At 63.0% G+C, this 18,083-nt stretch carries 17 protein-coding genes; 14 read left to right on the top strand and 3 right to left on the bottom strand.

Annotation, left to right across the window (positions count from 1 at the left end; all coding sequences use genetic code 11):
• Position 1 precedes the first annotated feature (1 nt).
• Positions 2–568 (bottom strand): PilZ domain-containing protein, encoded by a 567-nt coding sequence (locus EGJ86_RS16465; RefSeq protein ID WP_003461983.1) that lies wholly within the window; start codon positions 566–568, stop codon positions 2–4.
• A 278-nt stretch (positions 569–846) separates the two neighbouring features.
• Here EGJ86_RS16465 and EGJ86_RS16460 point away from each other — a divergent pair, with 278 nt between their 5' ends.
• Genes EGJ86_RS16460 through EGJ86_RS16450 form a run of 3 tightly spaced genes read left to right on the top strand, consistent with a single transcriptional unit; the run spans position 847 to position 4,044 of the window.
• Positions 847–2,094, top strand: coding sequence for a lipoprotein-releasing ABC transporter permease subunit (locus EGJ86_RS16460; protein ID WP_125835824.1), 1,248 nt, complete (start codon positions 847–849; stop codon positions 2,092–2,094).
• Positions 2,095–2,113: 19 nt separating this feature from the next.
• Positions 2,114–2,800: a lipoprotein-releasing ABC transporter ATP-binding protein LolD gene (lolD, locus tag EGJ86_RS16455; protein WP_371919635.1), complete on the top strand. Its 687-nt coding sequence runs from the start codon at positions 2,114–2,116 to the stop codon at positions 2,798–2,800.
• Positions 2,800–4,044: a lipoprotein-releasing ABC transporter permease subunit gene (locus EGJ86_RS16450; protein ID WP_099526428.1), complete on the top strand. Its 1,245-nt coding sequence runs from the start codon at positions 2,800–2,802 to the stop codon at positions 4,042–4,044. Before lolD ends, EGJ86_RS16450 begins: the two co-directional genes overlap by 1 nt.
• A gap of 37 nt (positions 4,045–4,081) precedes the next feature.
• Here the strand turns inward: EGJ86_RS16450 and EGJ86_RS16445 are convergent, their stop codons facing one another.
• Complete coding sequence (locus EGJ86_RS16445) at positions 4,082–4,609, bottom strand: DUF2062 domain-containing protein (RefSeq protein ID WP_125835822.1); 528 nt, start codon at positions 4,607–4,609, stop codon at positions 4,082–4,084.
• Positions 4,610–4,737: 128 nt separating this feature from the next.
• Between EGJ86_RS16445 and EGJ86_RS16440 the strand changes: the two genes are divergently transcribed.
• The 8 genes from EGJ86_RS16440 to murB all read left to right on the top strand — a co-directional run bounded on the left by EGJ86_RS16440 (position 4,738) and on the right by murB (position 11,549).
• Positions 4,738–6,963 carry a DNA internalization-related competence protein ComEC/Rec2 gene (locus EGJ86_RS16440; RefSeq protein WP_256672460.1) on the top strand — a complete coding sequence of 742 codons (2,226 nt, stop codon included), beginning with the start codon at positions 4,738–4,740 and terminating at the stop codon, positions 6,961–6,963.
• Positions 6,964–7,035: 72 nt separating this feature from the next.
• Positions 7,036–7,668 carry a MotA/TolQ/ExbB proton channel family protein gene (locus EGJ86_RS16435; protein WP_039964821.1) on the top strand — a complete coding sequence of 211 codons (633 nt, stop codon included), beginning with the start codon at positions 7,036–7,038 and terminating at the stop codon, positions 7,666–7,668.
• On the top strand, positions 7,665–8,093 hold the full coding sequence (locus EGJ86_RS16430; RefSeq protein WP_003461976.1) for a biopolymer transporter ExbD: 429 nt from the start codon (positions 7,665–7,667) through the stop codon (positions 8,091–8,093). Before EGJ86_RS16435 ends, EGJ86_RS16430 begins: the two co-directional genes overlap by 4 nt.
• A gap of 1 nt (position 8,094) precedes the next feature.
• Positions 8,095–9,096, top strand: coding sequence for a tetraacyldisaccharide 4'-kinase (gene lpxK, locus EGJ86_RS16425; protein ID WP_125835821.1), 1,002 nt, complete (start codon positions 8,095–8,097; stop codon positions 9,094–9,096).
• Positions 9,097–9,118: 22 nt separating this feature from the next.
• Complete coding sequence (locus EGJ86_RS16420) at positions 9,119–9,304, top strand: Trm112 family protein (protein ID WP_003461970.1); 186 nt, start codon at positions 9,119–9,121, stop codon at positions 9,302–9,304.
• On the top strand, positions 9,305–10,069 hold the full coding sequence (kdsB, locus tag EGJ86_RS16415) for a 3-deoxy-manno-octulosonate cytidylyltransferase (protein ID WP_003461969.1): 765 nt from the start codon (positions 9,305–9,307) through the stop codon (positions 10,067–10,069). It abuts the gene before it with no gap.
• On the top strand, positions 10,069–10,533 hold the full coding sequence (locus tag EGJ86_RS16410) for a low molecular weight protein-tyrosine-phosphatase (protein ID WP_003461968.1): 465 nt from the start codon (positions 10,069–10,071) through the stop codon (positions 10,531–10,533). The genes kdsB and EGJ86_RS16410 overlap by 1 nt, the downstream gene beginning before the upstream one ends.
• Positions 10,530–11,549, top strand: coding sequence for a UDP-N-acetylmuramate dehydrogenase (murB, locus tag EGJ86_RS16405; RefSeq protein WP_003461965.1), 1,020 nt, complete (start codon positions 10,530–10,532; stop codon positions 11,547–11,549). The genes EGJ86_RS16410 and murB overlap by 4 nt, the downstream gene beginning before the upstream one ends.
• A gap of 127 nt (positions 11,550–11,676) precedes the next feature.
• On the opposite strand, the gene rne is transcribed toward murB, so the two are convergent.
• Positions 11,677–14,745 carry a ribonuclease E gene (gene rne / locus EGJ86_RS16400; protein ID WP_125835820.1) on the bottom strand — a complete coding sequence of 1,023 codons (3,069 nt, stop codon included), beginning with the start codon at positions 14,743–14,745 and terminating at the stop codon, positions 11,677–11,679.
• A 579-nt stretch (positions 14,746–15,324) separates the two neighbouring features.
• Here rne and rluC point away from each other — a divergent pair.
• Genes rluC through sppA form a run of 3 tightly spaced genes read left to right on the top strand, consistent with a single transcriptional unit; the run spans position 15,325 to position 17,933 of the window.
• On the top strand, positions 15,325–16,278 hold the full coding sequence (gene rluC / locus EGJ86_RS16395; protein ID WP_039964819.1) for a 23S rRNA pseudouridine(955/2504/2580) synthase RluC: 954 nt from the start codon (positions 15,325–15,327) through the stop codon (positions 16,276–16,278).
• A complete protein-coding gene (locus EGJ86_RS16390; RefSeq protein ID WP_003461958.1) occupies positions 16,271–16,966 on the top strand; it encodes an HAD-IA family hydrolase in 696 nt (231 codons plus the stop codon). Before rluC ends, EGJ86_RS16390 begins: the two co-directional genes overlap by 8 nt.
• Entirely contained in the window at positions 16,956–17,933 is a 978-nt protein-coding gene (sppA, locus tag EGJ86_RS16385; protein WP_125835819.1) for a signal peptide peptidase SppA, read from the top strand. Before EGJ86_RS16390 ends, sppA begins: the two co-directional genes overlap by 11 nt.
• Positions 17,934–18,083 lie beyond the last annotated feature (150 nt).

Below are 18,083 nucleotides of genomic sequence, written 5' to 3'. Positions count from 1 at the left end.
GTCATTCGCGGGCTTGGCGACGCTCCAGAGCCTGCTTCTGCAGGATATGCCGAGCCAGTAACTGGCGCTGTGCGTCGGTCAACGCTTCGAACTCGGTGCCGATCTCGAATTGGCCGTCCGCGCGTTGGCTGCAGTGCACCACCTGACCACGCAGCAGGAGGCCGAGCGCTTGTGGCATCAGCACCATCTTGATCGCCAGATGGCTACCCGGCGCCACGGGCTGGGCGTTATTGAAGCTGATACCGCCTTCGGACAGCGATACCTGGCGTGGTGCGCCGATGTCGCGTAGCAGGCTTTGCGCCACCGCCTGGCCGAGCAGGTCGATGCGCTTGTTGATCACCTTCAGGTAGTTGGCCAGGGTACGATCGCGTTCAGTGATATGACGCAGCAGATGCTGGGATTCGAAGTCCATCAGGTGCAGGTCGCTGAGCAGGTTGAACAGCGGCGATGGATCGTGAAGCGCGTCGCTGGCATGGGCTTCGGCCCCCGACAGCAGGCTGAATTCCAGTGCGATCGTATCGTCGATACGATAGTATTCGCGGCGATCATCTACATCGTTAGTCGACATGGCGAACCCATGAAAGCGGTGGTGGTCGAAGACCCTGTTGAAAGTCTTGCGAGCTGGATGCGTGCCAGGCAAGCGTCGGTTACGAATGGTAAACGAGCATTGCTCGCTTCGCTCGTCCCTTCGGGGCCACACTGAAGCGCACCAGCCGTAAGCGGCTTTCCAAGTGTTTTTAACGCAGCAGGCCCGTTACGCAGCCGACTTCGAGTTGCTTCTGAGTGTAAGGCCGCTGATCTGGCCCCGCCACATGGACGTTTTTCTTTCCCCCGAATCTCTCCGACATGTTCAGACCTCTGTTCGTATTCATCGGTACGCGCTACACGCGAGCCAAGCGCCGCAACCATTTCGTTTCCTTCATTTCCCTGACGTCCATGCTCGGCCTCACCCTGGGGGTGATGGTGATGATCCTGGTGCTGTCGGTCATGAATGGTTTCGACCACGAGATGCGCACCCGCGTGTTGGGGATGATCCCTCACGCCACGGTCGAGTCGCCGACCCCGGTCAGTGACTGGCAGGCTCTGGCGCGCCAGGTGGAGCGTCATCCGCGCGTCGAGGCGCTGGCCCCCTTCACTCAGATGCAAGGCTTGCTGACGAACGACGGCAAGGTGCAGAAGGTGCTGATCAATGCCATCGACCCCGAGCAGGAGCGCAAGGTGTCGATCATCGACGGTTTCTTCCAGCAGGGTAGTCTCGACAGCCTGCAGCCAGGTGATTTCGCCATGGTCATCGGCGACAAGGCGGCAGCCAAGCTGGGCCTCAAGCTCGGTGACAAGGTCACCTTCGTCGCGCCTGAGGTCACCGTGACCCCGGCGGGCATGTTCCCGCGCCTGAAGCGCTTTACCGTCACCGGCATCTTTCACGTCGGCGCCGGTGAGATCGACGGTGCCTTGGCGCTGGCCAACATCAGCGACCTGGCTCGCCTGCAGCGCTGGAAGCCGGATCAGGTGCAGGGCCTGCGCCTGAAGTTCGACGATCTGTTCCAGGCCCCGCGCAGTGCCTGGGAGATCGCTCAGACCCTCGACGGCGATTTCTATGCCCGTGACTGGACCCGTACCCACGGCAACCTGTACCAGGCCATTCGCATGGAGAAGACCATGATCGGCCTGCTCCTGCTGCTGATCGTCGCGGTGGCGGCATTCAACATCATCTCCACGTTGGTGATGGTGGTGACCGACAAGAAGGGCGACATCGCCATCCTGCGTACCCTCGGCGCCACGCCGCGGCAGATCATGGCCATCTTCATGGTCCAGGGCACCGTGATCGGTGTGGTCGGCACCGTCATCGGCGCGCTGCTGGGCATTCTTGCGGCGCTGAACATCAGCAGCCTGATCGCCGGCATCGAGCGCCTGCTGGGCATCAAGTTTCTCAACGCCGATGTCTATTTCATCGATTACCTGCCTTCGCAACTGCAGAGCGCCGACGTGGTGATGGTCTGCACCGCGGCGTTGCTGCTGAGCTTCTTCGCCACCCTGTATCCAGCCTGGCGCGCTGCGCGTACCCAGCCGGCCGAGGCCCTGCGCTATGAGTGAGTCCATGAATCAGAACGCCATGAAACAGCACAATGCCGTGCTCAGTTGCCGCAACCTGAGCAAGCGTTACGACGAAGGCCCCGAGTCGGTGGTGGTGCTCGATGGGCTCGAACTGGAACTCTTCCCGGGCGAGCGCGTGGCCATCGTCGGCAGCTCCGGCTCCGGCAAGAGCACCTTGTTGAACATGCTTGGCGGCCTGGATACGCCCAGCGAGGGCAGCGTCTGGTTGGCCGGCGAGCAACTGTCGGCACTGAGCGAGACCGCGCGTGGTCTGCTGCGTAACCGTGCGCTGGGCTTCGTCTACCAGTTTCACCACTTGCTGGCCGAGTTCACCGCGCTGGAGAACGTCTGCATGCCGCTGCTGATCGGCAAGACGTCGATCGCCGAGGCGCGTCAGCGCGCGACAGCCTTGTTGGAGCGGGTAGGCCTGGGGCATCGCCTGAATCACAAGCCGTCAGAGCTGTCCGGCGGCGAACGTCAGCGTGTGGCGATTGCCCGTGCCCTGGTCAACCGCCCAGGGCTGGTGCTGCTCGATGAGCCGACCGGTAACCTCGATCAGCATACTGCTGAGGGCATTCAGGAACTGATGCGCGAGCTCAGCCGCGATTCCAACACCGCGTTTCTGGTGGTGACCCACGACATGCAGCTGGCCCGCCAGATGGATCGCGTGCTCAGCCTGCAGGACGGCAAGCTGGTGACCCTCTGATGTTTCGTCCGCTGAGTATCTTTATCGGCGCTCGCTACACACGGGCCAAGCGCCGCAACCATTTCATCTCCTTCATTTCGCTGACTTCGATGATCGGCCTGGCGCTCGGTGTGCTGGCGATGATCGTGGTGCTGTCGGTGATGAACGGTTTCCAGAAGGAAATGAGCTCGCGCATTCTGGGCATGGTGCCGCACGCCATGCTCTACGGAACCGAGCCGGTCGCCGACTGGCGCGCCCTGGCGGACAAAGCCATGGCCAATCCGCAGGTGCAGGCCGCGGCACCCTATGCCGAGCTGGAGGGCATGCTCTCGCATCGCGGGCTGATGCAGCCGATCCAGATTCACGGCATCGATCCGGCAGAAGAGGGCAAGGTATCGATCCTGCCCGAGCACATCCGCCAGGGCAGCCTGAACAATTTGCAACCCGGCGAATTCGGCGTGGTGATCGGCGACATCACCGCGCGGCGTTTCGGCTTGCAGGTGGGCGACAAGCTGACCTTGATCATCCCTGAGCTGAGCAGCGCACCTGGCGGCGTCACGCCGCGCATGCAGCGCTTGAACGTGGCTGCGGTGTTCAAGGTTGGTGCCGAGCTGGACAGCTCGCTGGCCCTGATCAACGTCGTCGACGCCGCTGCCATGCAGCGCTTGCCGGAAGGCACGGTGCCGGGCATTCGCCTGGCGCTGAAGGACCTCTACCAGGCGCCGCAGGTATCCAAGGCGCTGCTGGCGCAATTGGGCGCCGACTACCGTGCCGATGACTGGACTCACACCCAGGGCAGCCTGTTCAGCGCGATGAAGATGGAGAAGACCATGATCGGTCTGCTGCTCTTGCTGATCGTCGCGGTAGCAGCCTTCAACATCATCGCCACGCTGATCATGGTGGTCGCCGACAAGAGCGGCGACATCGCCATTCTGCGCACCCTGGGCGCCACGCCACGGCAGATCATGGCGATTTTCATGGTGCAGGGTTCGGTGATCGGCCTGGTCGGTACGCTGATTGGTACGGTGTTGGGTGTGTTGGCGGCGCTCAATGTCAGCGCGCTGGTGGCTTGGCTGGAATCGTTCGCCGGGCAGCAGGTGATGAGCTCCGATGTGTACTTCATCAGCAGCCTGCCATCGGATCTGCAGTGGCTGGATGTGGCGCTGATCTGTTCGGCGGCGCTGATCCTGAGCTTCCTCGCCACGCTCTACCCCTCATGGCGGGCGGCGCAGGTGCAGCCGGCCGAAGCGCTGCGCTACGAGTAAGAACGAAAAAGCCGTCAACTTAGACGGCTTTTTCTTTTCACTGACGGTCCAGGCGGCGCTTTTCCTGACGCTTGCGCCAGCTACGCTGTACCCACCAGCGCCAGTAGAGCATGGTCAATACATACCCCAGTGCGGCGAGAACCAGGCCGGATACAAAGGAGCCGAGGTACAGCGGCTTCCACAGGATGGCCACTTCAGCCGTGATCCATTCCAGGCTCAGGGTCTGCGGCATACGCACCGGTGGTGTCTGCATGATCCATGCGCCCAGTTTGTAGGTGCAGTAGAAAATCGGTGGCATGGTGATGGGATTGGTCAGCCACACCAGGCCGATGGAAATCGGCAGGTTGGCGCGCATCGGGATGGCGACGGCGGCGGCGGCCAGCATCTGCATCGGCATGGGGATCATCGCCCAGAACAGGCCGATGGCCATGCCGCGAGCTACCGAGTGACGGTTGAGATGCCAGAGATTGGGATCATGAATGAGTTTGCCGAGAAAGCGCAGGGACTTGTTACCCTTGATGCTGTCGGGGTTGGGCATGTAGCGCTTGAATAAACGACGCGGCATGAAGAGTCTCTGGGCAGGCAAAAGCGCCGACATTATGCACGGATTCGGTCTGGCCAGCGTTTCCATATTGTGACCGAAGGTGAGCGCCGGACGCGTTCGCTGCAGTTCGATGAGCAGGGAGGAAGGGGATGCGAACAGGGATGTTGGCGCTGGCCTTGGGGCTATTGACGCTGCGCTTTCTGCCAAGCCTGCCGCCGAGTTGGTTGTTGCTGGTGGCGGTCTGCGTCGCTCTGGCTTTGCTGTTCTCGCGCCTCTATCCGCTTGGGTTCTTTTTGCTGGGGTTGGCCTGGGCCTGCAGCTCGGCGCAATCGGCACTGGATGACCGCCTTGCTCCACCGCTCGATGGCCGTACCCTGTGGCTGGAGGGGCGGGTGGTCGGCCTGCCTGAAGTGGCCGATGGTGTCGTGCGCTTCCAGTTCGAAGAGGCGCACTCGCGGCGCGCCGAGCTGCCGAAAAGAATGCGCTTGGCCTGGTATGGCGGGCCGCCGGTGCAAGGCGGCGAGCGCTGGCGGGTGGCGGTCAACCTGAAGCGGCCGCATGGCCTGGTCAATCCGCAGAGCTTCGACTACGAAGCCTGGTTGCTGGCGCAGCGTATCGGCGCCACGGGCACGATCAAGTCTGGCGAACGGTTATCCTCCGCGACGGGCTTTGGTAGCTGGCGCGACAGCCTTCGCCAGCATCTGCTGGCTGTGCCGGCCTTTGGGCGCGAAGGTGCCATTGCTGCTCTGGTCCTCGGTGATGGCTCCGGCCTGAGTACGAGCGACTGGCGCCTGCTGCAGCACACGGGCACGGTGCATCTGATGGTCATCTCCGGCCAGCATATTGCCCTGCTAGCCGGCTTTCTTTACGGACTGGTGGCGTTGCTGGCGAGAGTCGGTGCCTGGCCAAGGCGCTGGCCCTGGTTGCCCTGCGCCTGTGCGTTGGCCTTGAGCGGGGCGCTGGTCTACGGGATGTTGGCTGGTTTTGAGGTGCCGGTGCGCAGGGCCTGCGTGATGGTTGCGCTGGTGCTGCTCTGGCGCATGCGCTTTCGTCATCTGGGCGCCTGGTGGCCATTGTTGCTGGCCTTGATCGTGGTTCTGCTGCTAGAGCCGCTGGCATCGTTGCAGCCGGGATTCTGGTTGTCGTTTTCGGCGGTGGCGATTCTGGCTCTGGTATTTGGCGGTCGGCTAGGCGTCTGGGGTTGGTGGCGCGGGCTGACACGCGCGCAGTGGACCATGGCCATCGGCCTGCTGCCGATGATGCTGATTCTCGGTCTACCCGTTAGCAGCAGCGGGCCGTTGGCCAATCTGGTTGCCGTGCCTTGGGTGGGGCTGGTAGTCGTACCCCTGGCCTTGCTGGGCACTTTGCTGCTGCCTGTCCCGGTGATCGGGGAGAGCTTGCTGTGGCTGGCCGGTGGTGCATTGTATCTGTTGTTCGAGTTGCTGAGCGTGATCGCTGCTTGGCTACCTGCCTGGTTGCCCAGCAACCTGCCGCTGTGGGCCTGGTTACTGGCGGCGGCAGGTGCCTTGTTGCTCCTGCTGCCGGCCGGTATACCGTTGCGTCTACCCGGCCTTGCGCTGTTATTGCCTGCATTGCTGTTGCCGCCGAAACAACTGGGCGATGGCCGCGCCGATGTCTGGGTGCTGGACGTAGGGCAGGGGCTGGCGGTGCTGGTGCGGACCCGGGAACACAGCCTGCTGTACGACGCAGGCCCACGGTTCGGCGATTTCGATACAGGGGAGCGTATCGTCCTGCCTTCCTTGCGGGCAATGAACCTCAGGCGGCTCGACCTGATGCTGCTCAGCCATGCCGACAATGATCATGCCGGCGGGGCTGCCGCGATCAAAACCGGTATGCCGGTGAGCCGGGTCATCAGTGGCGAGCCGCACCGGCTGGCCAGAACGCTCGGCGCTGAGGATTGCGAATCGGGACAGCGCTGGCAATGGAACGACGTGACGTTCAGGTTGTGGCAGTGGGATAAGGCCGTATCCGGCAATCAGCGTTCTTGCGTATTGCAGATCGAGGCGGCGGGTGAGCGCCTGTTGCTGACTGGTGATATCGATGTCCGCGCCGAACGCGCGCTGATGCAGGCCGACTTTCCCCTGGCCTCGCGTTGGCTGCTGGCACCCCATCACGGCAGTCGCACATCATCCAGTCAGGCTTTTATCGATGCGGTCGGTGCGCAGCATGTGCTGATCACGCGCAGTCGCCACAATGCCTTCGGACATCCTCACCCGCAGGTGTTGGCGCGCTATCAGGCGGCAGGCGTCGAGGTGCATGACACGGCGTTGAGCGGTGCTCTGCATTTACGTCTGGGCGAACAGGTCGCGCCTCGCGGGTTGCGAAGCGAGCCACGTTTCTGGCGGGAAAAATGAGAACGGCGGCGGTCGGCGGGCGTTACGCCCTGTGCTAGAGTGGCGCGACTTTTTCGAGGGGGATTCTCTACCGTGTGGGAACTGGTCAAAGCTGGCGGCTGGATGATGCTGCCGATCATTCTCTGTTCCATCGCTGCTGCCGGTATCGTTGCCGAGCGCCTGTGGACCCTGCGGCCTGCCCGCGTCACTCCGGCCAATTTGCTGGCCCAGGTATGGCGCTGGATCAAGGACAAGAAACTCAACAACCAGAAGCTCAAGGAGCTGCGCGAGCATTCGCCGCTGGGGCAGATACTCGCTGCCGGCCTGGCCAACTCCAAGCATGGTCGCGAAATCATGAAGGAGTGCATCGAGGAGGCTGCCGCGCGCGTCATCCACGAGCTGGAGCGTTATCTCAATGCGCTCGGCACCATTGCCGGCATCGCGCCGCTGCTGGGCCTGCTTGGTACCGTGCTGGGCATGATCGAAATCTTCAGCTCCTTCATGGGCTCGGGCATGGCTAACGCTTCCATGCTCGCCAGCGGTATCGCCAAGGCGCTGATCACCACGGCAGCCGGCCTGATGGTGGCGATCCCGGCACTGTTCTTCCACCGCTATCTGCAGCGTCGTGTCGACGAACTGGTAGTCGGCATGGAGCAGGAAGCGATCAAGTTGGTGGAAATGGTGCAGGGTGATCGCGACGTCGACCTGGGTGAGGGCAAGGCGTGAAATTCCGGCGCAAACCGCGGGAGAACGTCGAGATCAACCTGGCCTCGTTGATCGACGTGGTATTTATCCTGCTGCTGTTCTTCGTGGTCACCACCACCTTCACCCGCGAGACCCAGCTCAAGGTCGACCTACCGGAGGCCGCCAGCGGCACGCCGCCCGAGCAGACCGAGCTGAAACAGTTGGAAGTGTTGATCGCTGCCGACGGCGCGTTTTCGCTCAATGGCAAGGCACTGCTGGAAAGCAACCTGAGCAGTCTCATGGCTGCCTTGCAGAAGGAGTCCGACGGCGACAACAGCCTGCCGCTAATCATCAGTGCCGACGGCAAGACCCCGCACCAGGCGGTGATCACCGCCATGGACGCTGCCGGCAAGCTGGGCTTCTCGCACCTGCGCATCACCACGGTGGAAGCACAGGAAGCCCCCTGAAGTGAGCGCTGCTGATCGCTTGCTCGCGGCCTGGTACCGCGGTCACCCGGCGCTGACGCTGCTGCGGCCGCTGGAGTGGCTGTACCGTCGCGTGGTGCAGAGCAAGCGCACGCGTTTCCTGGCCGGTGAGGGTGATATCTATCGCGCCCCAGTGCCGGTGCTGGTGGTGGGCAACATCACCGTAGGCGGTACCGGCAAGACGCCGCTGATCCTCTTTCTCATCGAACATTGCCGCGCCCGTGGCCTCAAGGTCGGCGTGGTCAGCCGTGGCTATGGTGCCACGCCGTCGAGCCTGCCGTGGCGGGTGCGTGCCGATCAATCGGCCGCACAGGCCGGCGACGAGCCGCTGCTGATCGTCCAGCGTACAGGCGTGCCCTTGATGATCGACCCGGATCGCAGCCGCGCCGTACGTGCGCTGCTGGCCGAAGAATCGGTTGACCTGATCCTCTGCGACGATGGCCTGCAGCACTACCGGTTGGCGCGTGATCTGGAGCTGGTACTGATCGACGCCGCCCGTGGTCTGGGCAATGGGCGTTGCCTGCCCGCCGGGCCATTGCGCGAGCCGGTCGAGCGTCTCAGTGAGGTGGATGCCGTGTTGTTCAACGGCGCCGAAGCCGATAGTGCCGAGGGCTACGCCTTTCGCCTGCAGCCAACCGCGCTGGTCAACGTTGCCAGTGGTGAGCGTGTCGGCCTCGAGCACTTCCCGCCCGGTCAGGCGGTGCATGCGGTGGCCGGTATCGGTAATCCGCAACGTTTCTTCAATACCCTCGAAGCGCTAAACTGGCAGCCGGTTCCGCATCCCTTCGCCGACCATGCCCAGTACGATGCCACGCTGCTCAGCTTCGAGCCGTCGCTGCCGCTGCTGATGACGGAGAAGGATGCGGTGAAATGCCGGGCCTTCGCCGCCGCCGACTGGTGGTACCTGGCCGTCGACGCCGCGCCCACGCCGGCGTTCGTCGACTGGCTGGATGGAGAGCTGGCCCGCCTCATACCGGGGTCCTGATGACCCCAGCAAGGATTCCACCATGGACCTTAAACTGCTCGACATTCTCGCCTGCCCGATCTGCAAGGGCCCGCTGCAGCTTTCCAAAGACAAGACTGAACTGATCAGCAAGGGCGCTGGCGTGGCCTACCCGATCCGCGACGGCATTCCGGTGATGCTGGAAAGCGAAGCGCGCACCCTGACCCCCGATGAGCGTCTGGACAAGTAAATGAGCGCAGCCTTCACCGTCGTCATTCCTGCTCGTTACGCCTCCACCCGCCTGCCCGGCAAGCCGCTGCAGGACATCGCCGGCAAGCCCATGGTGCAGCATGTCTGGGAGCAGGCGAAGAAGAGTTCGGCCCAGCGCGTGGTCATCGCCACCGACGATGCGCGTATCGTCGAAGCCTGCCAGGCCTTTGGCGCCGAGGTGCTGCTGACCCGCGAGGATCACAACTCCGGCACCGACCGCCTGGCCGAAGTCGCCACCCAGCTCGGTTTGCCGGCCGACGCCATTGTGGTCAACGTGCAGGGCGACGAGCCGCTGATTCCGCCTGTGATCATTGATCAGGTGGCAGCCAACCTGGCGGCCAATCCGCAGGCCGGTATCGCCACCCTGGCCGAGCCCATCGAGGACGTCACCTCCCTATTCAACCCCAATGTGGTCAAGGTGGTGGCCGACAAGAGTGGCCTGGCGCTGACCTTCAGCCGTGCACCGCTGGCCTGGGCGCGCGATGCCTTTGCCAAGTGCCGCGATGTGCTGCCGCAAGGTGTGCCATACCGTCGCCACATTGGTATCTATGCCTACCGCGCGGGTTTTCTGCATGACTTCGTTGCCTGGGGCCCGTGCTGGCTGGAAGACACCGAGTGCCTGGAGCAGTTGCGCGCGTTGTATAACGGCGTGCGCATCCATGTCGCCGATGCGCTCGAAGCGCCGGCTGCTGGCGTGGATACCGCCGAAGACCTGGAGCGGGTGCGCCACCTGCTGGGGGCCTGATGAAGGTTCTGTTCGTTTGCCTGGGCAATATCTGCCGCTCGCCCACGGCTGAAGGCGTGCTGCGCCACAAGCTGCGTGCGGCAGGGCTGGACGGTCGTGTGCAGGTGGATTCCGCCGGCACTGGTGACTGGCACGTCGGCAAGGCGCCGGACAGTCGCACCCGTCAGGCCGCGTTGCGTCGGGGTTATGACTTGTCGGCGCTGCGTGCACGTCAAGTCGAGGCTGCTGACTTTCAACGTTTTGACCTGATCCTGGCCATGGACCAGAGCAATCTGCGCAATCTCAAGACGCTGCGCCCGGCGGCTGCTCGGGCTGATCTCGACCTTTATCTGCGTCGCTATGAACTGGCGTTGGATGAGGTGCCTGATCCCTACTACGGCGGCGACGATGGCTTCGAGCAGGTGCTGGATCTGATCGAGCAAGCCAGTGATGCGCTGCTGGTGGAAATCAAGGGGCGCCTGTGAGCCTGAATCTGCAGAGTGATGTGTCGCTCAAGGCCTTCAATAGCTTTGGTGTCGAGGTGCGTGCCCGGCATTTCGCCGCAGCCCACAACGATGACGAAGTGCGCGAGGCGCTACGCCTGGCCGGGCAGCAGGGCTTGCCGCTGCTGGTGATCGGCGGTGGCAGCAACCTGCTGCTGACCCGCGATGTCGAGGCGCTGGTACTGCGCATGGCCAGCCGTGGCATTCGTATCCTCGAGGACGACGGCGAGCAGGTGCTGGTGGAGGCCGAAGCCGGCGAGCCCTGGCATCCGTTCGTGCAATGGAGCCTGGCGCAGGGCCTCAATGGCCTGGAAAACCTCAGCCTGATTCCCGGTACCGTGGGCGCTGCGCCGATGCAGAACATTGGCGCCTATGGTGTGGAGATCAAGGATCTGTTTGCCGGCCTGACCGCTCTGGATCGGCACAGCGGCGAGCTGCGCGACTTCGCGCTGGAAGACTGTGCCTTCGCCTACCGCGACAGTCTGTTCAAGCGCGAAGCCGGGCGCTGGTTGATCCTGCGCGTACGTTTCCGCTTGAGCCGTCTGGCTGCACTGCGCCTTGACTACGGCCCGGTGCGCCAGCGCCTTGCGGAGATGGGCGTCGAAGTGCCGACCGCCACCGATGTCAGTCGAGCGATCTGCGCCATCCGCAGCGAAAAGCTGCCAGATCCCACCGAGCTGGGTAATGCCGGCAGCTTCTTCAAGAATCCGCTGGTTTCGTTCGAGCTGGCCGAGCGCATTCGCGCCGAGCGTGCCGATCTGGTCAGCTATCCGGCTGGTGATGGCCTGGTCAAACTGGCGGCTGGCTGGTTGATCGAGCGGGCAGGGTGGAAAGGCTTTCGCGAGGGCGATGCCGGCGTGCATCGTTTGCAGGCGCTGGTGCTGGTCAATTACGGCAAGGCCACGGGCGCGCAACTGCTGCAGCTGGCGCAGCGTATCCAGAGCGATGTATTCGAGCGCTTCGGTGTTGAGTTGGAGATCGAGCCCAACGTGCTCTGAACTGTAGGCAGGGCGTGATCCGCTGCCTGCCGCTCCCGGATTGCATCCGGCTACGCTTCTGCAGCGCCAGACACGGAAATGAAAAAGGGGATGCCTAGGCATCCCCTTTTTACTTACCGCAGGAGGATCAAGCCTGGGGCTTGACCTCCTCCTTGTCGGCTGGCGTTTCTTCTTCCGGCTGCGCTTGCTCTACCGCATCGCTCACGCGTTGCTCGCTTACGACAGAGGTGGCTTCGGCTTCAGCGACCGGCTCGACTACAGGAGCTGTTTCGACTACAGCGGCTTCGGCTTCTGCCGGGGCGCTTGCTTCAGCGACCGGAGCGGCGTCGACTACTGGGGCAGCTTCTACAGCCGGGGCTGCAGCGGCGGCCTGTGCAGCTTCGCGCGCCAGGCGCTCAGCTTCACGCTGACGACGACGCACTTCACGCGGGTCGTTCGGTGCGCGGCCAGTGGCATTGGCCGGAACCGCTGCGGCAGCAGGTGCTTGCTCGACCGGTGCCGGAGCAGGCTCCTGGGCAACTTCGACAGTCGGCTCAGCTTGAGCGACCGGCTCGGCAACTGGCGCTTCAACGGCAGCAGGGGTTTCGACTGCGGCCGGTTCTGCCTCAACCGCTTTCTCTGCGACCGGAGCAGCTTCAGCCACTTCACTCACAGCAGCCTCGGTTTGCGCCTCGACCGGTTGAGCAGCAGGGGCTTCTTCAACCTGAACAGACGGGGCTTCGACGGCCGGGGCTTCGCTGACCGGAGCCTCGCTGGCAACGGCTTCGCTGCTGTCGACGCTTTCTGCAACCACGGCAGCGGCAGTAGCCACGGCGACCGGGGTGACGGTCTGAGCGTCGTTACCGGCAGCTTCGCTGTTCTCGGCGCTCTCGATCAGGTTGCCATCGGCATCACGCTGACGTTCGCGACGATTGCTGCGACGACGCTGACCGCGGGAACGGCGACGTGGGCGCTCGCCATCGTTGCTGTCCTGCTCGTCGTCCTGCAGTTGCTCTTCGTTCGGCAGTGCTTCGTCCTGCAGGGCCTCGGTTTGCTCGGCACGCGGCTGACGCTCTTCACGCGGTTGACGCTGACGCTCCTGACGTTCACCACGCGGCTGGCGCTCGGCACGCTCTTCGCGTTGCTCGTTACCAGCATCGGCATCGGTATCGGCTGCGATAGGTTCACGCAGTTCACGCACGCGCTCTTCACGCGGGGCGCGTTCTTCGCGCGGCTTGCGCTCACGGCGATTTTCCTGACCTTCGCGCGGCTCACGGGGGGCGCGCTCTTCACGCGGTTGACGCTCTTCGCGAGGTTGGCGTTCTTCACGCGGTTCACGGGCCTGACGTTCTTCACGCGGGGCGCGCTCTTCACGAGGTTTGCGCTCGTCATCGCGGCGACCGCCACGGTTACGGCTCTGCTGACGACCGTTGCGGCGCTCTTCGCGCGGCGGACGCTCGTTGCTCTTCTTCTCGACTGCTGCGGGCTGGGCTTCTTCTTCCTTGCCGGCGAACAGGCTGACCAGAGACTTCACCAGGCCCTTGAACAGGCTCGGTTCAGGCGCCTTGGTCGGAGCCAGTGGTGCTTGAGGCTCGGCAGCGACCGGGGCGCTGCTGCGCGGTGCGGCCTTGATCGCAGCTTCCTGGCGAACCAGAGTGCGCGTGGCGGCGGCCGGCTGGGCGGCGGTTTCTTCGGTTTCCGCAGTGGCGGCGATTTCGTAGCTGGTCTGGCCGCTCAGGGCTTCCGGGCTGTCGTCACGCAGGCGTTGCACTTCGAAATGCGGGGTTTCCAGGTGATCGTTCGGCAGGATCACGATACGCGCACGGGTGCGCAGTTCGATCTTGGTGATCGAGTTGCGCTTCTCGTTGAGCAGGAAGGCGGCGACCGGGATCGGTACCTGAGCGCGGACTTCGGCGGTGCGATCCTTCAGCGCTTCTTCTTCGATCAGGCGCAGGATGGCCAGCGACAGGGATTCGACGTCGCGGATGATGCCTTGACCGTTGCAACGCGGGCAGACGATGCCGCTGGTCTCGCCGAGGGACGGACGCAGGCGCTGACGGGACATTTCCAGCAGGCCGAAGCGCGAGATGCGGCCGACCTGGACGCGGGCGCGGTCGGCTTCCAGGGCTTCACGCACCTTCTCTTCGACGGCGCGCTGGTTCTTGGCCGGGGTCATGTCGATGAAGTCGATGACGATCAGGCCGCCGATGTCGCGCAGGCGCAGCTGGCGGGCGATTTCCTCGGCCGCTTCCAGGTTGGTCTGCAGCGCGGTTTCCTCGATGTCGCTGCCCTTGGTGGCGCGCGCCGAGTTGATGTCGATGGAAACCAGGGCTTCGGTCGGGTCGATGACGATGGAACCACCGGACGGCAGTTTCACTTCACGCTGGAAGGCGGTTTCGATCTGGCTTTCGATCTGGAAGCGGTTGAACAGCGGCACGCTGTCTTCGTACAGCTTGATCTTGCTGGCGTACTGCGGCATCACCTGCTGGATAAAGGACAGCGCTTCTTCCTGGGCTTCGACGCTGTCGACCAGCACTTCGCCGATGTCCTGGCGCAGGTAGTCGCGGATGGCGCGGATGATGACGTTGGATTCCTGATAGATCAGGAACGGGGCAGGGCGGCTGGTGGAGGCTTCCTTGATGGCGCTCCACAGTTGCAGCAGGTAGTCGAGGTCCCACTGCATTTCTTCGCTGGAGCGGCCCAGGCCGGCAGTGCGCACGATCAGACCCATGTCGGCCGGAGCGTTGAGGCCATTCAGCGCTTCACGCAATTCGTTGCGCTCTTCGCCTTCGATGCGGCGGGAGATGCCACCGGCACGCGGGTTATTCGGCATCAACACCAGGTAACGGCCGGCCAGGCTGATGAACGTGGTCAGGGCTGCGCCCTTGTTGCCGCGGTCTTCTTTCTCGACCTGGACGATGACTTCCTGGCCTTCCTTGAGCACGTCCTTGATGTTGACGCGGCCGCCTTCAGGAGACTTGGAGAAATATTCGCGGGAGATTTCTTTGAGGGGGAGGAAGCCGTGGCGTTCGGAGCCGAAGTCGACGAAAGCGGCTTCGAGGCTGGGTTCAACGCGGGTGATGCGGCCTTTGTAGATGTTGGCCTTTTTTTGTTCACGGGCGCCGGACTCGATGTCCAGGTCGTAGAGTTTTTGGCCATCTACCAGGGCAACACGCAACTCTTCAGGCTGAGTCGCGTTAATTAGCATTCTTTTCATGTGGTACCAATGGGTTCCGGGGCTAGCGGAAGCCACGTTAGGCACACACGACTCTCAGGGTCGGTGTCAGGCGCGTCAGAAACGGTCGTAAATCGTTCCACTGTCTAGCGACGGTCAGCCATTATCGGGCCGCGGTCGCGACGGACGTCTCCTGCTTGCTGTGGTGACAGAAAGCACTCAGTCAGGAAGAGGAATCAACTGGCGGTAGCGGACGAGATGAGGCGTCTTTGATCAAGCGATATGCTACGCAGTCCGACAGTTGTACATCTCCACCCTACACGTATCGCTGAAAATCGGGTGCCGCGCGCGGATTCCGCAGCGGTTGTCAGTTACCGCGACCGCCCGGTGGGCGAATCGCGCATCATACTCAAGGCTTTATTTCCGAAGTCTTCGTGGCCTTTTGCGGCCTTTCTAACCTGAAGAATCCGTCGGACGGCCTCACGTCCAAATACGTTTGCGCGGGCAGGGGATGGCAAGTTTGGCATTCATCCGCAAGCCAGGCCGCTTTTGGCGGCGTTCGCGACTATAGCAGCAATGATTAAGTGCTTCAATTCCATAAAAAATTGTTATGATTGCGCAATGACTACTCCCGCCTCTCCAACCTCCGGCGTTCAGCTGATCGAGGTTGCACCGGATCTCGCCGGCCAACGCATCGACAACTTCCTCAGGACACAGCTCAAGGGCGTGCCCAAGACCCTGATTTACCGCATTCTGCGCAAGGGCGAAGTGCGGGTTAACAAGGGGCGGATCAAGCCCGAATACAAACTCCAGGCTGGTGACGTGGTGCGCGTGCCGCCGCTGCGCCTGGCTGAGCGCGATGAGCCCGAGCCGCTGGCGCAGGGGCTGCTGCAGCGCCTCGAAGCCGCCATCGTTTATGAGGACAAGGCGCTGATCGTGCTGAACAAGCCGGCCGGTATCGCCGTGCATGGCGGCAGCGGTTTGAATTACGGAGTGATCGAGGCGTTTCGCCAGTTGCGTCCCGATGCCAAGGATCTGGAACTGGTGCATCGTCTCGATCGCGATACGTCCGGTCTACTGATGATCGCCAAGAAGCGCAGCATGCTGCGCCACCTGCACGAAGCGCTGCGCGGCGATGGCGTGGACAAGCGCTATATGGCGTTGGTGCGTGGCCACTGGGCGACTGCCAAGAAGCAGATCGCCGCGCCGCTGCTGAAAAGCAACCTGCGCTCCGGCGAGCGTATGGTCGAGGTGAATCCCGAGGGCAAGGAGGCGCTCACGGTATTTCGCGTGCTGCGCCGTTTCGGTGAGTTCGCCACGCTGGTCGAAGCCAGGCCGATCACTGGTCGTACCCATCAGATTCGTGTGCATGCCCAATATGCGGGTCATGGTATCGCCGGCGACAGCAAATACGGCGACGACGACTTCTCCCGCGAGATTCGCGAGCTGGGCGGTAAGCGCCTGTTCCTGCATGCCTATGAGTTGCACGTGCCGCTGCCCGATGGTGGCGTGCTGAAGCTCGAGGCTCCGGTGGATGAGATGTGGGCGAAGACCCTGGAGCGTCTGAGTGTCTGATTATCAGCTACTGATTTTCGATTGGGACGGCACGCTGGTGGATTCCATCGGCCGTATCGTCGAGGCCATGCACCGTGCTGCCGATGTGGCGTGCGTGCCGCGCTGCACGGATGTTGCGGTGCGCGGGATCATTGGTCTGGAGCTGGGTGTGGCGATTCGCACGCTTTACCCGGAACTCGATGAGCCGCTGCGAATCGAAACCATCCGGCGTGCCTACAGCGAGCAGTATCTGGCGCTGGAAACCGAGCCGTCGCCACTGTTCGAGGGTGTGCGCGAGTCGCTCGAGGTCTTTCGAGATCAGGGTTATCGTCTTGCCGTGGCCACTGGCAAGGGGCGCAAGGGGTTGCATCGGGTGCTGGCTGACAAGGGTTGGCTGGATTACTTCGATATCACCCGTTGCGCCGACGAGACGGCGAGCAAGCCCGATCCGCTGATGCTGCATGAGATTCTTGCACATTGCCGGGTGCAGCCCGAGCGCGCGCTGATGGTGGGGGATTCGACCTTCGACCTGCTGATGGCGCGCAATGCCGGGATGGATGCCGTGGCGGTAGGTTTCGGTGCACAGCCGTTGTCGGTGCTGCGCGAGTGCTCGCCGCGTTTGACGATCAATGAATTCAATGAGCTGCGTGCATGGCTGGAAGGCCGTCAGGCGCAGCGTCCTGCAGAGGTGAGTGAGCATGTCGGATGAGTGGAAGTCATCGTCTTCGTCTGGTGAGGATGCCAAAAGCTGGAAGTTGCTGGAGAAGGCGCTGTTGTCCAGCGTTCAGGAGCAGCGTCGCTCGCGGCGCTGGGGCATCTTTTTCAAGCTGCTGACCTTCATTTACCTGTTTGGTGCGCTGGCGTTGGTGTTGCCAGCGCTCAACCTGAAGTCGGCCTCGACCACCACTGCGCATACGGCATTGATCGACATTCGCGGCATGATCGCTGATCGTGAAGAGGCCAGTGCTGACAAGGTGGTGGGCAGTCTGCGCGCCGCCTTCGAGGACACCAATACCAAAGGTGTGATCCTGCGCATCAATAGCCCGGGCGGCAGCCCGGTGCAGTCCGGCTACATCTATGACGAGATCCGTCGTTTGCGCGGCGAATATCCGCAGACCAAGGTCTATGCGGTAATCAGTGATCTGGGTGCCTCCGGTGCCTACTACATTGCCAGTGCGGCTGATGAGATCTATGCCGACAAGGCCAGTCTGGTCGGCTCTATTGGTGTCACGGCGGCCAGCTTCGGTTTCGTCGAAGCCATGGAGAAGCTTGGTGTGGAGCGTCGCGTCTACACCTCGGGTGAGCACAAGGCGTTTCTCGATCCGTTCCAGCCGCAGAAGGAAGAGGAAACCCGCTTCTGGAAAGGGGTGCTGGAGACCACGCATCGCCAATTCATCGAAAGCGTGAGGCAGGGGCGCGGTGAGCGTCTCAAGGCGGACGAGTATCCCGAACTGTTCTCGGGTTTGGTCTGGTCGGGCGAGCAGGCGCTGCAGCTGGGGTTGGTCGATGCGTTGGGCAGTGCCAGCTATGTGGCGCGCGAGGTGATTGGCCAGAAAGAGATGGTCGACTTCACTCAGCGTGATACGCCATTTGATCGCTTCGCCAAGCGTCTGGGTACCAGTGTGGCGGATCGAATCGCGTTGTGGATGGGCTTTCAGGGGCCGACGCTGCGTTAGGGCGTACCCCGTAGGGCGGGGGGGGGGGGGGGCGCCCCCGGGGGGGGGGGGGGGGGGCCCGGGGGGGGGGGGGGGGGGGGGGGGGGGGGGTGGGGGGGGGTGTTTTAAGATAAAGAGACACGAGGCGGCACGACGAGGAGGGAGGAGGGG

This window comes from Pseudomonas sp. o96-267, from assembly GCF_003935465.1.
GTDB classification, from domain to species: Bacteria; Pseudomonadota; Gammaproteobacteria; order Pseudomonadales; family Pseudomonadaceae; genus Aquipseudomonas; species Aquipseudomonas sediminis.
Note: the sequence above shows the minus strand (reverse complement) of the source record. Positions and strands in the feature narration are given on the sequence as shown.

Bases quoted from the DNA above. Each gene is read 5' to 3' on its own strand.
- EGJ86_RS16450 (WP_099526428.1), top strand. From the start codon at position 2,800: ATGTTTCGTCCGCTGAGTATCTTTATCGGCGCTCGCTACACACGGGCC.
- EGJ86_RS16410 (WP_003461968.1), top strand. From the start codon at position 10,069: ATGAAGGTTCTGTTCGTTTGCCTGGGCAATATCTGCCGCTCGCCCACG.
- rne (WP_125835820.1), bottom strand. From the start codon at position 14,745: ATGAAAAGAATGCTAATTAACGCGACTCAGCCTGAAGAGTTGCGTGTT.
- sppA (WP_125835819.1), top strand. From the start codon at position 16,956: ATGTCGGATGAGTGGAAGTCATCGTCTTCGTCTGGTGAGGATGCCAAA.
- EGJ86_RS16420 (WP_003461970.1), top strand. From the start codon at position 9,119: ATGGACCTTAAACTGCTCGACATTCTCGCCTGCCCGATCTGCAAGGGC.
- EGJ86_RS16445 (WP_125835822.1), bottom strand. From the start codon at position 4,609: ATGCCGCGTCGTTTATTCAAGCGCTACATGCCCAACCCCGACAGCATC.
- lolD (WP_371919635.1), top strand. From the start codon at position 2,114: ATGAAACAGCACAATGCCGTGCTCAGTTGCCGCAACCTGAGCAAGCGT.
- EGJ86_RS16440 (WP_256672460.1), top strand. From the start codon at position 4,738: ATGCGAACAGGGATGTTGGCGCTGGCCTTGGGGCTATTGACGCTGCGC.
- rluC (WP_039964819.1), top strand. From the start codon at position 15,325: ATGACTACTCCCGCCTCTCCAACCTCCGGCGTTCAGCTGATCGAGGTT.
- EGJ86_RS16465 (WP_003461983.1), bottom strand. From the start codon at position 568: ATGTCGACTAACGATGTAGATGATCGCCGCGAATACTATCGTATCGAC.
- kdsB (WP_003461969.1), top strand. From the start codon at position 9,305: ATGAGCGCAGCCTTCACCGTCGTCATTCCTGCTCGTTACGCCTCCACC.
- EGJ86_RS16460 (WP_125835824.1), top strand. From the start codon at position 847: ATGTTCAGACCTCTGTTCGTATTCATCGGTACGCGCTACACGCGAGCC.